Raw genomic sequence first — 12,294 nt, 5'->3', positions numbered from 1 at the left:
TTTTCGTTTGTCCGGTGCCTCGTGGCCGCGGAGGCGGGCGGATATGCCGCTCGTCGGAGTTTGTCGGTCCGATCTGTACGATCGTCACGCCGCCGCGCGCAGCATCTCCGCCACCTCGTCCGACACCCGGCGGTCATAGTCGTCCGCCAGCGCGCGCAACGCCGAGGCGCCGTCGCCCTCGAAGGACGGGCCGTGCATCAGCGCCAGCATGCGCGGGGCAAGGCAGGCGAGGCTGCGTATGGTCGTGCCCATCGCTGGGTTGAGGCTGGAATAGCGGAACATGTCCTCGGCGGCGATGGCGGGACCGACGACGTCGTTCGCCGTCAGCGCTGGGCCGTCGCCGAGTTGGGTGAACAGGTCGCCGCACATCAGCGTGCCGGTCGTTTCCTCGAACAGCACGCCGGCGTCCCAGCCATGCGGGGTGTGCGGCGTGTCGATGAAGCGCACGCGCTTGCCGCCGCCGAGCTCGATCACCTCGCCGTCGGCAAGTATCCGCGGGGCTCGCGTGGAAAAATCCTCCAGCGAGACCATGCAGCCGGTCTGGCCGTGCGCCGGCGTCGCCTGCGGCGCGGCCGCGAGCCACTCGTTCATCGCTCCGCATTCGTCCGATTCGAAATGGCCGAAGGCGATCCAGCGCAGCTTCGCGGGCGGAAGGATGCGGGCCAGCGCCTCGCAGTTCGAGGCGAACATCCGGCGCAGGCCGGTGTGGAACATCAGCGGCTCGTCGCCGAGGACGAGGAACTGGTTGAAGGTGAAGCCGGCCGGCGGCGCGATGTCGGGCACGTAGGTCGAAAGCCGATAGATGCCGTCGGCGATCTCGTCGATCCTGGTTTCCATGGAACTTCCCATCGTCGAAGCCATGCCCTTCCGTCCAAGGGCACGCATGCTGATCGGACGGTGGACGGCGTCGTATTTTTGGAAGTACGATGCTGTGTAATGAAAATATCCCACAGTGTCAATATGGGTGCACAGGTGCGTGCAGTTGAATTCGCATGAAGCGCGTCTACACGCTGAAGCGCCGCGCCGCGCAGCAGGCCGACACGCGCCGGCGCATCGTCGAGGCGGCGCTCGAGCTGCATGGCAGCGTCGGTCCGGGACGGACCAGCCTCAGCATCGTGGCCGAGCGCGCCGGGGTCCAGCGCCACACGCTCTATGCCCATTTTCCCGACGAGCGCAGCCTGTTCCTCGCCTGCTCCGGCCTGCATCTGGAGCGCGATCCACTTCCCGAGGCGGCACCTTGGGCGGAGATCGCCGAGCCGGCTGCGCGGCTGCGCGCTGGGCTCGGGGCGCTCTATGGCTGGTACGCGCGCAATGCGGCGCTCGCCGGCTGTGTGATGCGCGACGCGGAATTCCATGAACTCACCCGCCAGGTGGCCGCGCTGCGCTTCGGGCCGGCCATGGCGAGCTATGACGAGGTGCTTGGCGCGCCGCTCGCAGAAGGCCCGCAAAGGGCGATGCTCGCCCTCGCGCTGAGCTTCTTCACCTGGCGGTCGCTGACACAGGCCGGGCTCTCGCCGGAGCAGGCGGTCGAGGCCATGGCGCGCGCGGTCCTCTCCGCCGGTTGAACGCGCCACCATAAAGAAAAGCCCCGCGCCGTGAAGCGCGGGGCAGGTGCGTTCGCTGGTCGGTCTGTGTCTCGGGAGGGATCAGCCAGCCTTCTTGAACTTCGCGGCCTCTTCCGAACCGCCGGTCGCATTGCCCTTCGAGTAGGAATGCGCGCCGGTGCCGGCGAGCGCGCCGCCCTGCACGATCAGGTACTCGTCGCGGATCGGCCGGCCCTCGAAGAAGCATTCGAGGATCTCGCGCGTGCCCGCCGCGTAGCGCGCCTGGGCAGAGAGCGAGGTGCCGGAGATGTGCGGCGTCATGCCTTCCCACTTCATGGTGCGCCAGGGGTGGTCCTTCGGAGCCGGCTGCGGGAACCACACGTCGCCGGCATAGCCCGCGAGCTGCCCGCTCTCGATCGCGCGGACGATGGCGTCGCGGTCGGCGAGCTTGCCGCGGGCGGTGTTGACGATATAGGCGCCGCGCTTGAACAGCTTCAGCGTCTCGTCATTGATCATGTGCTCGGTTTCGGGGTGCAGCGGCACGTTGAGCGTGACCACGTCGCAATGCGGGTACATGTCCTCGCGGGTATCGTGCCAGACGAGGCCCAGCTCCTTCTCGACCGCTTCTGGCAGACGGTGGCGGTCGGTATAGTGCAGCTTCACGTCGAACGGCGCGAGGCGGCGCAGCACGGCGAGGCCGATGCGGCCGGCGGCCACCGAGCCGACGGTCATGCCCTCGAGGTCGTAGGAGTGCTCTACGCAGTCGGCTATGTTCCAGCCGCCCTTGCGCGCCCAGTCATGCGAGGGAATGTAGTTTCGTACCAGGCCGAGGATCATCATCACCACGTGCTCGGCGACGCTGATCGAGTTGCAATATGTGACTTCGGCCACAGTGATGCCACGGTCGATAGCTGACTGAAGATCGACATGATCGGAGCCGATGCCGGCGGTGAGCGCGAGCTTCAGGTTCTTCGCCTTGGCGATGCGCTCGGGCGTCAGATAGGCCGGCCAGAAGGGCTGCGAGATCACCACGTCGGCGTCGACGAGTTCCCTCTCGAACACCGAATCCGGGCCGTCCTTATCGGAGGTGACGACGAAGGTATGGCCGTTGGCTTCCAGGTATTTGCGCAGGCCGAGCTCGCCGGAGACCGAGCCGAGCAGCGCGCCCGGCGTGAAGTCGATCGCCTTGGGCGTGGGCAGCGTCTGCCCGCCCGGATAGTGGTCGATCTTCGGCAGGTCGTCGCGCGCATAGGTCTTCGGGTAGCCGTCGACCGGATCGTCATAGAGAACGCAAAGTATTTTCGCCATTTCCGAGATCTCCTCTCGCGCGCACGCGCCACGGGAACCGGAAGGATCTCCGCGACAGGAACATGCGCCCCATGTTGATCCGAAGCCCTGACCAGGACCTCGGGGGTGAGCGGGAACGCTTCCGCCGCCGGATGCAGCAGAATAAACGAACGCCGAAGCGAAATGTTTCCGGCGCGCACGCTTAAGTTATTTGCCGCTCTACTTGCATCGGCGGCGCGACGGGCGTCCTCCATACCGGGGCGCTACGGCTTGGATGCGCCGCTTCGCCCCGACATCGCGAGAGTGGGCGCACCACCGCGGGGTTTCAAATTGAAAGCGGCAAAGAATTGATAGATGCCGCCAATGAAACCGGCGTTACTTTAAACTATTTTCAATCGACTTATTCCGCACCAGCTCCTTCGCTGTCTTCAGTAGAGCGGCGGCGACCGGGCTGAGGGGATCGCGCTCGGACAGGACCAGCCCGATCGGCTGTACGTGGGTAGGCTCGACCAGCGGGATGGAGACGAGGTCGGCGGTGTCGCCAAGGCCGCGGAAGCTCGCCTCCGGCACGATGACGTTCCATGGGCCACGGCGCACGAAGCTCCATATGCCCATGAAGGAATTGGTCTCGATCGCCGGCTGCGACGTGATTCCCGCTTCCGCCATGACGTGATCGATGATGCGCCGATTCTGCATGTCGGGGGTGAGCAGGCACAGCGGCTGCGCCGCCGCCTCGGCCCAGCGCACGGTGCGCCGGCGCGCCAGCGGCTCGTCTGGCCGGGTGACGAAGACATATCGCTCCAGATAGAGGTCGAGCCGGCGCACCCGGTTCAGCGGCTCGTTCTCCAGATAGGTGATGCCGGCGTCGAGTTCCATCTCGTCGAGCCCGCGCTGGATCGCCACCGAGCTCAGGGTCAGCATCTGCACCTTCACTTCGGGATGCCGGTCACGGAACGGCGCCAGCAGCGCCGGTGCGGCAGCGGTCGCGGCGGGAATGGCGCCGATGCGCAGCGTGCCGGTGAGCCGGCCGCCGGTCTCCACCCGTTCCTGCTTGAGGCTCTCGTAATCGGCCGCGATCTGCCGTGCCCAGCCGAGCACGCGCTCGCCCTCGGCGGTGAAGCCGAGGAAGCGGTGGCCGCGCACCACGATGGGCACGCCGAGCTCCTGCTCCAGCTTGCGGATGCCGGCGGAGAGCGTGGGCTGGGTGACGTGGCAGGCTTCCGCAGCCCGGCCGAAATGCTTCTCGCGCGCCAGGGCGACCAGATATTGCATCTGCCGGACGAACATGCGCTCTAAGTCTCCGTCGCCCCGCCGCCTTCGTTATTCCCGATGGGACATAGCCGCCATATAGGCTGCGAGGCGGCGACGGAAGGCAGCGGGCTTCTCGGCGAAGAGCCGGCCGTGCAGCCGCAGGGCCGAGCGGGCGAGTTTCTGCTGCCGGGTGCGGGCGGCCTCGACGAGCGGGCCATGCCAGGCGAGCTGCGCCGGCGAGCGCGGCGGGCGGGCCTGCAGCCGCGCGATCAGCACCGAGAGGTCATGGTGCTTGCCGAGCTTGTCGCGCAGGCGCTGAAGCTCCTCGACCCACGCCTTGCCGAGCGTCGGCCAAGAGGAGATGGTGAGTTCCATCTGGTAGCGCTGCGCCACCACGGCCTTGCGCAGTTCGTGCAGTTCCTCGTCGTTCTCGGGGTCGAGCTTGCGCCCGAGCTTGCGGGCCTTGCTGAATTCGGCCGCCAGTGCGGCGATGAGCGCCTTGTCGCCTAGCGCGCCGGCGAGCTGGGGCAGTGCGGTGGTGAGCTGCGCAAGCAGCACCTGCAATTCTGTGCGGTGCGGGGCGAGATGGTCCTCCTTGCGCCGCGTCGCCGGGGCGAGGGAGCGGCCGGCCGAACGGCGCAGCGGCAAAGGCAGCAGCCCCTTGGCGACGAGATCGTCCAGCGCGTCGCGGCGGGCGACGACGTCGCGCGCGCCGGCGACGAGTCGTGCGCCCTCGGCCAATGCGCGGCGCAGCTCCCGCGCCCGCTTGCCGGTCTCCTTGTCGTCGGCGGTCTGCACGAGGCACAGCAGCGCCCGCAGCCGCTTGAACCCCTTTCGCAGATCATGCACGGCGCGCACGGGATCGTCGTGGTCGAGCGCTTGCATCGCCTCGCTTATGCCCGCTTTCAGCGCCTCGGCGAGAGGGCCGGAGGGCTGGAGAGCGAGGAGATCTGCGGCTTCAGGAGCGGCGGCGGAAGACGGGCCCAGGCTGTCCGGCATGAGAAACCCTTCTGCGTTCAGGCCTTTGTACGATACAGAGCGGGCCGGCGCGACGATCCGATGACAAAAATTAGCCCGGCCCCCTTTCATTTGGCCATCCGGATTGCTAGATACCCGGCGTCGGCGGACGAACATGGTCCCGAGCGGTGGTCACCGCAGCCGGCTCTGACGCGGGGTGGAGCAGCCCGGTAGCTCGTCAGGCTCATAACCTGAAGGCCGCAGGTTCAAATCCTGCCCCCGCAACCAAGTAAAACCCCAGCAAACTCAACGAGTTGCTGGGGTTTTGTTTTTAGTGGCCCATTTCACGCCAGCAGAATTCGCCTCAGTGCTGAACACGTGCCGGCCGGTCCCGGAGACCGTCGCCACGCAGAGGCTATCGCGCTTCGCGATGAGCGGCGGGACGATCTGATCAATAGGTCTTTGCCAGATAGTCGGCGATGGCCTTGGCGTCGGCTTCGTCCACCGGCGCGTGGTAAACCTTGATCATCTTCTGCACTTCCGCATCCCAGAAGGCCTGGCCTTTCCCCGGCGGCTGCGTGTTGATGTAGTCGACCGAATGGCAGGCTGCGCAATTGTTCTGCGCCGCCTCGAAGCCGGGCTGCGGCGCGGGCTTCAATTGAGCCGTCTCGTCGGGCAGCTCATATGTCAGGGGAGCCGCGAGACCGGAACCGGCAAAGGCGGCCGAGAGGCCGAGAACGACCGAGAAGGCCAGCGTGCGGGCGTTGTGTCTTTTCATCACGCAATCTCCTCAGGCCGCGATGACGCGCGTCGCTTCGACGACGTTGCGCATGTAGCCGGCCGGATTCCACGTCGCCTGCATCGGCTGCGTCTCGCCCCTGGCATTGGTCGCCCTGCACATCAGGACATGGTCGCCTTTTGTGAGAGGCAGGACGGCCTTCCACCCGCGGAACGAGTATTTTCCGAGGCCCGGGTCGAGCGTGGCGTTCGTCCAGGACTTGCCGGCATCGGCGGAGACCGAGACCTGCGTGATGCCGTAGCCGCCATCGAAGGCGATGCCGCGCAGCGGCACCTCGCCAGCCTTCACCGAGGCGCCGTTCTCCACATTGGTGATGAAGGAGCGGACGTCGAACCGGTTGATCGGGATGGTCGCCGTCGGCGCCTTGCCCGGCTCGGTGCAGGCGCACGCATTGTCCGGGATGCGGTAGGCGGTCTTCATCCAGAAACCGTCGAACTCCTTGTCGATGACGGTGATCTCGTTCAGGTGCTTGACCCAGTAGGTGCCGTAATAGCCGGGGACGACGAGCCGCAGCGGATATCCGTTGAGCCAGGGCAGATCGGCGCCGTTCATCGAATAGGCGAGCATCACCTCGCCATCGGTGGCGTGGTCGATGGAAAGCGCCTTCACGAAGTCCGGCGTTTCGGGAATGACCGGCCCGTCGAGCCCGCCGAAGGTGACTTGCTTCGCACCGGCCTGCACGCCGGCCTTCTCGAGCACGGCCTTGAGCGGCACGCCGCGCCAGCGGGCATTGCCCATAGCACCATTGGCGAGCTGGCCGCCGCCGACGCGCGGCTCGACGAAGCCGCGGCTGTTGCCGGAGCATTGATTGACGGCGACGACCTCGCTGGCCGGGAAGTCGTTCTTCAAATCCTGAAGCGACAGCGAGAGCGGCGTGCCCACCTTGCCCTTGATCTCAAGGCGGAATGCATCGGGGTCGATCTCGAGCGGTATACCGGCGAGATGGTAGCGCACGAAGAAGGCGTCGTTCGGCGTGATGAGGCCCTCGTCGAACACCGAAAAGGGCGTTTCGAGCTGCGGCGGCCGCGCCGTCAGGCCGATCAGCGGGCGCTTGCCCGGATACATCACCAGCGGCCGCTCGCCATTGGCGAAGGGCAGGGTGACGGTGTCAGCGGCAAAAGCGTGGCGGCCCGGCCAGCCGAGTGTCCCGGCACCCAGCCCCAAGGCGGCGGCACCGGCGGATTTCAGGATTTGGCGTCTGTTGAGCATGGCGTCCCTCCGAGGAAATTCCTCCTCGTTGAAGACGCCGCGAAGGGGCAGAATATTCCCTCCCTGCGAAAATCGCGTTCTACGTGTCGCATGGCTGGCCGATGCCGGGGATCGCGCGCAGGGCGGCGATCCGCTCGTCCTCCGCTCCCGGACCGCGAAGCGTCATATGCGCGACGATGTCGGCCAGCCAGTCCAGCCGCTCGGGGTCCATGCCGCGGCTGAGCAGGGCATAGTCCGCCCGATCCGAGCTCCAGGCGCGAATATGCAGGCCATCGCGATCGCTGCGCGACGGCGTGGCGCTCCATCGGCCGGAATGCGGACCGATCCAGAGGCCGAGCCTGCACCCGTGGGGCCCGCGATAGCCGGCCAGCAGCCCGCCGCCGTCACGCATCGCCGGATCGACGGAGATGTAGGACAGTTGCAGCAGGGCCATGCTCAGGTTCGGAAGGCCCTCGGCCTGATGGGAAGACAGATTCACCGGAATCCGGCCGCCCGGCGCAGGCGGCGTCTGCGAGAGCCATTGCCGGTGTGCGGCGATCGCCTCGCCGAGCAGCGGTTCCTTCGGCGCGAAGGCGTCCAGGTGCCACACCAGGGCGCCCGCAAGCACAAGCAGAGCCCCGACGGATGCGGCAAGGGCCATAGGCCGGCGCGAAAAGGCACGGGCACGGCCCGGCAGCAGCGGAGGCGGCGCATCTTCCCCTGCGGGAAGAGCCCTCACCGTGGACCTCAGCCGCGCGAGCGTCGCCACGCGCGCGGCGGTGGCGGGATCGCGCGCCACGGCCGCCGCCACTTCTGCCGCCGCGTGCGGCGAAAGCTCCTCATCGACATAGGCGTTCAGCACCTCCCAGGAGATGCCGTCCGCGCATGCCGTGTCGTCATTTTTCGCCATGCCGCCGCCTCGTCGAGAGTGGGAGCACGTTACCCTCCGAGATCACCGCCAGCAGGGACAGCCTCGCGCGGCTCAGCCGGCTCATCACCGTGCCCTGCGGCACGCCGAGGATGGCGGCCACCTCCGCATAGCGAAAGCCCGCAAGATCCACCAGTTCGATGATTTCCCGATGGATGGGCTCGATCCGCTCCAGCGCCTGCCGCACCGTGATCGCCGCAATGACGCGGTCATCGTAATGTTCGATCGGCTCGGCGAGCGGCTCGGCCGTCAGTTCCGCGTCCGCGCGGTTTCGCCGGAACTCGTCGATCCAGGCGTTGCGCAGGATCGTGAATATCCATGCTCTTACGCTGACGATGTCGGCCGGCAGGGACCGGCTCGACAGGGCCTTGACCACGCAGGACTGCAGCAGATCGCTCGCGGCCTCCCGGCTCCCGGTAAGATGCAGGGCGTAGGAGAACAATCGCCGCCAGTCCTGCTTCAGCGCAGCTTCGATCGCGGCGCGCATGCTTCGCTCCCTCTGCCATGGGGCACACATGCTAGCCAACGCCACGATCCGCTTCCACGTGAACTTGTCGCTCTTGCGTCAGGCGGGCCGAGCGCGGAGAGAGACGCCGGGAGTGGGCCTGGGTGGTCGCCGGATCGCGGGCGCGGCGGCCTTGATTATCGGGGCTCGCCCGCCGACACGCCCTCATGTCCAGCGCATGCGGAAACGGGCGGGAGCCACGATGCCAGGGCGCTCCGGCCTGTCTCGGTCAGCGCGTAGACCCCGCGGCCGGAGCGCTCGAACCAGCCATAGACGTTGCGGTGGAGGATTTTCTGCGCATCGGGAATGGATGGCTTCAGGTCGCGCGGCCGCTGGGGCGCCGACGCCATGGCTGCGGCACAGGCGAGCGCCTGCTGGCGATACGCCGTCATGATGGGCTTGCGCGTGCCGCCGCCGGCGACGGGGTCGCCCCGCCGCCGCCTGTGCTCCTCGACGAGCCTCGACCGGCGGCGCGGATCCTTGCGCGGCGTCGGCGCGGCAGGACTGACGAGCACCTCGACCTCGCCGGATCTGGAGACGCCGAGCAGGCCGAAGCCGAGGCGGCGGCAGAGGTTGCGGTAGCGCGGATCGCTTTCGCGCCCCTTGCCCCTCGCGGAGAGCTGCGCCGCCAGCCAGATCTCGTCGCCGACCTTCATCCTGTCGACGCCCTGAAGGATGAGCTCGAGGTTGAAGGTCAGCTTCAGCTCGCCGATCACCACCACGGCAGGGTCGTCGTCCCGCAGGCCGACGATGTCGCAGTGCCCGATCTCCCCCTTCACGGTGTAGCCAAGGCCTTCGAGGAAGCGCTTGACGGGTTCATAAAGGGACGTTTCCACATCGCATCTCCGACTGACGGACCGTGTGAACATGGCCCGGCAGTGGTTTCGGAGACGCAAACGGCCGATCGGGTAGGCGTGGGGCCGGCCCGCGCCGACCATCCTCTCAGCGGAACTGGGCCGGCAGCCAGAGCGACAGCGCCGGCACATAGGTGACGAGCAGCAGCACCGCGACGCTCGCCCCGAAGAACGGCCAGATCGTGCGCATCGCCTGCCGGATCGAGATGCCGCCCACCGCGCAGCCGACGAACAGCACCGTGCCCACCGGCGGGGTGTTCAGCCCGATGCCGGCGTTGAGGATCATCACCACGCCGAAATGCACGGGGTCGATGCCGAAGGCCTTCACCACCGGCAGCAGCACCGGCGTGCAGATGATCACCATCGGCGCCATGTCCATGAAGGTGCCGAGGAACAGCAGCACGAGGTTTATCAGCAGCAGCACCATGATCGGGTCTTCGGAGATCGAGCGGATCAGCCCGATCGCCGATTGCTGCACCTGCAGGTAGGACATCAGCCAGCCGAAGGACGCCGCGGCGCCGATGACCAAGAGCACCATCGCCGTGGTTCGTACCGCGCCGAGCGTCGCGTCGACGAAACCGGTCCAGTCGAGCTCGCGATAGACCAGCACCGCGACGGCGAGCGCGTAGAGCACGGCGATGCAGGAGCTCTCGGTGGCGGTGAAGATGCCCGAGCGCACGCCGCCGAAGATGATGGCGATGAGCAAGAGCCCCGGCAGCGAGGACAGGAAGAAGAAGCCCAGCCGCGCGAAGCCGGGGAACGGCTCGGACGGGTAGCCGCGCCGGCGCGCCACCCACCAGGCGGTGACCATCAGCGCCAACGCGAGCAGCAGCCCCGGCACGATACCGGCGGTGAACAGGTCGGCCACCGAGACATTGCCGCCGGCGGCGATGGAATAGAGGATCATGTTGTGCGAGGGCGGGATCATCAGCGCGATGATCGCCGCGTTCACCGTGACATTGACCGCATAGTCGCGGTCATAGCCGCGCTTGGCCATCTGCGGGATCATCAGCCCGCCGACTGCCGAGGCATCGGCCACCGCCGAGCCGGAGATGCCGCCGAACAGCGTCGAGGCGACGATGTTCACCTGCCCCAACCCGCCACGAAGATGGCCGACGAGGCCGGCGGCGAAGCGGATGAGCCTGAGCGCGATGCCGCCGCGCACCATCAGGTCGCCGGCGAAGATGAAGAACGGTATCGCCATCATGGCGAAGACGTTGATGCCGGAGTTCAGCTGCTGGAACACCACGATGGGCGGCAGGCCGAGATAGATCACCGTCGCCAGCGAGGAGATGCCGAGGCAGAAGGCGATGGGCGTGCCGATCGCCATCAGCAGGACGAAGCTGCCGAACAGGATGAGATGTTCCATCACACCAGCTCCGGAGTGGCGGTGTCGGCGGCGACCTCGACGCCGATCAGCGTGTCGACGAGGCGTTCCAGCGCGAACAGGCCGATGAGCGCGCCGCCGAGGACCAGCGGGAAGAAGTCGACGCCGCCCGGCCAGCCGAGCACGGGGATGGTCGCCGTCCAGGTGCCGATGGCGAGCTTGGCGCCGTACCAGGCCATGGCGAAGCCGAAGAGCGCCACGAGGGTGAGGCTCGTCACGTCCATCGCCTTCTGGGCCCAGCCTGGGGCGACGTGGTGGAGGAGGTCGAGCCCCAGATGCACGCTGTCGCGCACCCCGACGGCGGCGCCGAGGAGGATGAACCAGCTCATGAACTGCAGCGACAGCGGCTCGGCCCAGTTCGGCGTGTCGTTGAGGACGTAGCGGCCGAACACCTGCCAGCCAACCGACGCGGTCATGACCACCAGGAGCATGCCGGAAATCCACAGCGATACGGTGGACAGGAGCCCCAGCACCCGGCGGATTCTTCGCAGCGCGCCCATCCGGTGCCGCGCCTCCCTATTCGACGCGGCCCCCTCGTCGCCAGTGGCGGGGGCGGACCAGCCGGCCTTCGCCGGATTTAGCGGCGCGTTCATTTCACCGCCTGGATGCGGGCCACCAGATCCTTCATCTTCGGATCGCTGACGAAGCTGTCATAGACCGGCTTCATCGCCGCGATGAAGGGCTCCTTGTCGACGGTGATGACGTTGACGCCGGCGGCGCGGACCTTGTCCTCGGACGCCTTCTCGCGGGCCGCCCACAATTCGCGCATCTTGGCCACCGAGTCCTTGGCTGCTTGGCGGACGATCTTCTGGTCTTCCGGCGAGAGCTTGTCCCAGCTGATCTTGGAAATCACCAGCGCCTCTGGCGCCAGCGAGTGCTCGGTGAGCGTGTAGTTCTTCGCCACCTCGAAATGGCGCGAGGATTCGTAGGACGGCCAGTTGTTCTCGGCCCCGTCGACCACGCCGGTCTCCAGCGACGAATAGACCTCGCCGAACGGCATCGGCGTCGCATTGGCGCCGAAGGCCTTCATCATGGCGATCCAAAGGTCGGACTGCTGCACGCGGATCTTCATGCCCTTGAGATCGGCGGCCGACTTGATCGGCTTGCGTGTGGTGTAGAAGCTGCGCGCGCCGGAATCGTAGAAGGCGAGGCCGACAAGGCCGTGCGGCTCGAAGGCGGCGAGGATCTCGTCGCCGATCGGCCCGTCCACCACCTTGTGCATGTGGTCGACGGAGCGGAACAGGAAGGGCAGGCCGAGCACCTGGGTCTGCGGCACGAGGTTGTTGAACGGCGCGGTGTTGACGCGGTTCATGTCGATGACGCCGAAGCGGGTCTGCTCGATCGTGTCCTTCTCGCTGCCCAGCGAGGCGTTGTTGAAGACCTTGATGTCGAGACGCCCCCCGGTCCGCTCCTTGACGAGCTGGCCCATATAGATGACCGCCTCGACCGTCGGGTAGCCGTCGGGATGGATGTCGGCGGAGCGCAGCACCGTTTGCGCGCTCGCCGCGGGGGCAAGGCCGAGGGGAGCGAGCGCGAGCGCGCCGGTGACGCAGATCGTGCGTGCGAGATTCATGGGCGGGTCCTCTCCTAGGGG

The 12,294-nt window shown here is 67.1% G+C and carries 13 protein-coding genes and 1 tRNA gene; 2 read left to right on the top strand and 12 right to left on the bottom strand.

Annotated elements, in window-relative coordinates; translation table 11 throughout:
• Positions 1-84 precede the first annotated feature (84 nt).
• Positions 85-837 carry an MBL fold metallo-hydrolase gene (locus SNOV_RS16245; RefSeq protein WP_013168049.1) on the bottom strand — a complete coding sequence of 251 codons (753 nt, stop codon included), beginning with the start codon at positions 835-837 and terminating at the stop codon, positions 85-87.
• Positions 838-992: 155 nt separating this feature from the next.
• Here SNOV_RS16245 and SNOV_RS16240 point away from each other — a divergent pair, with 155 nt between their 5' ends.
• Entirely contained in the window at positions 993-1,565 is a 573-nt protein-coding gene (locus SNOV_RS16240; RefSeq protein ID WP_013168048.1) for a TetR/AcrR family transcriptional regulator, read from the top strand.
• Between the two features lie 81 nt (positions 1,566-1,646).
• Here SNOV_RS16240 and SNOV_RS16235 read toward each other — a convergent pair whose 3' ends face one another.
• From SNOV_RS16235 to SNOV_RS16225, 3 genes are all read right to left on the bottom strand, one after another.
• On the bottom strand, positions 1,647-2,852 hold the full coding sequence (locus tag SNOV_RS16235) for an NAD-dependent formate dehydrogenase (RefSeq protein ID WP_013168047.1): 1,206 nt from the start codon (positions 2,850-2,852) through the stop codon (positions 1,647-1,649).
• A 354-nt stretch (positions 2,853-3,206) separates the two neighbouring features.
• The gene (locus tag SNOV_RS16230; RefSeq protein WP_013168046.1) at positions 3,207-4,118 is read right to left on the bottom strand and encodes a LysR family transcriptional regulator; all 912 of its coding nucleotides are present in this window, start codon (positions 4,116-4,118) and stop codon (positions 3,207-3,209) included.
• Between the two features lie 33 nt (positions 4,119-4,151).
• Positions 4,152-5,081, bottom strand: coding sequence for a CHAD domain-containing protein (locus SNOV_RS16225; RefSeq protein WP_013168045.1), 930 nt, complete (start codon positions 5,079-5,081; stop codon positions 4,152-4,154).
• A gap of 169 nt (positions 5,082-5,250) precedes the next feature.
• Between SNOV_RS16225 and SNOV_RS16220 the strand changes: the two genes are divergently transcribed.
• Positions 5,251-5,327 (top strand) — tRNA-Met (locus SNOV_RS16220).
• Positions 5,328-5,490: 163 nt separating this feature from the next.
• Here the strand turns inward: SNOV_RS16220 and sorB are convergent.
• The 8 genes from sorB to SNOV_RS16180 form a co-directional block, all read right to left on the bottom strand.
• Positions 5,491-5,817: a sulfite dehydrogenase c-type cytochrome subunit SorB gene (gene sorB, locus SNOV_RS16215; RefSeq protein WP_013168044.1), complete on the bottom strand. Its 327-nt coding sequence runs from the start codon at positions 5,815-5,817 to the stop codon at positions 5,491-5,493.
• Positions 5,818-5,829: 12 nt separating this feature from the next.
• On the bottom strand, positions 5,830-7,047 hold the full coding sequence (gene sorA / locus SNOV_RS16210; protein ID WP_013168043.1) for a sulfite dehydrogenase catalytic subunit SorA: 1,218 nt from the start codon (positions 7,045-7,047) through the stop codon (positions 5,830-5,832).
• A 79-nt stretch (positions 7,048-7,126) separates the two neighbouring features.
• Positions 7,127-7,936, bottom strand: coding sequence for an anti-sigma factor family protein (locus SNOV_RS16205; protein ID WP_013168042.1), 810 nt, complete (start codon positions 7,934-7,936; stop codon positions 7,127-7,129).
• Entirely contained in the window at positions 7,923-8,441 is a 519-nt protein-coding gene (locus SNOV_RS16200; protein ID WP_013168041.1) for an RNA polymerase sigma factor, read from the bottom strand. The genes SNOV_RS16205 and SNOV_RS16200 overlap by 14 nt, the downstream gene beginning before the upstream one ends.
• Before the next feature lie 155 nt (positions 8,442-8,596).
• A complete protein-coding gene (locus tag SNOV_RS16195) occupies positions 8,597-9,295 on the bottom strand; it encodes a DUF2161 domain-containing phosphodiesterase (RefSeq protein WP_013168040.1) in 699 nt (232 codons plus the stop codon).
• A gap of 106 nt (positions 9,296-9,401) precedes the next feature.
• Positions 9,402-10,682 (bottom strand): TRAP transporter large permease, encoded by a 1,281-nt coding sequence (locus tag SNOV_RS16190; protein ID WP_013168039.1) that lies wholly within the window; start codon positions 10,680-10,682, stop codon positions 9,402-9,404.
• Positions 10,682-11,200: a TRAP transporter small permease gene (locus tag SNOV_RS16185; RefSeq protein ID WP_041782338.1), complete on the bottom strand. Its 519-nt coding sequence runs from the start codon at positions 11,198-11,200 to the stop codon at positions 10,682-10,684. Before SNOV_RS16185 ends, SNOV_RS16190 begins: the two co-directional genes overlap by 1 nt.
• A gap of 89 nt (positions 11,201-11,289) precedes the next feature.
• Entirely contained in the window at positions 11,290-12,273 is a 984-nt protein-coding gene (locus tag SNOV_RS16180; RefSeq protein ID WP_013168037.1) for a TRAP transporter substrate-binding protein, read from the bottom strand.
• Positions 12,274-12,294: the final 21 nt, after the last annotated feature.

The sequence above is a fragment of the Ancylobacter novellus DSM 506 genome (assembly GCF_000092925.1).
GTDB classification, from domain to species: domain Bacteria; phylum Pseudomonadota; class Alphaproteobacteria; order Rhizobiales; family Xanthobacteraceae; genus Ancylobacter; species Ancylobacter novellus.
The sequence above is the reverse complement of the archived record's forward strand: the minus strand, read 5'-3'. Positions and strand labels throughout refer to the sequence as shown.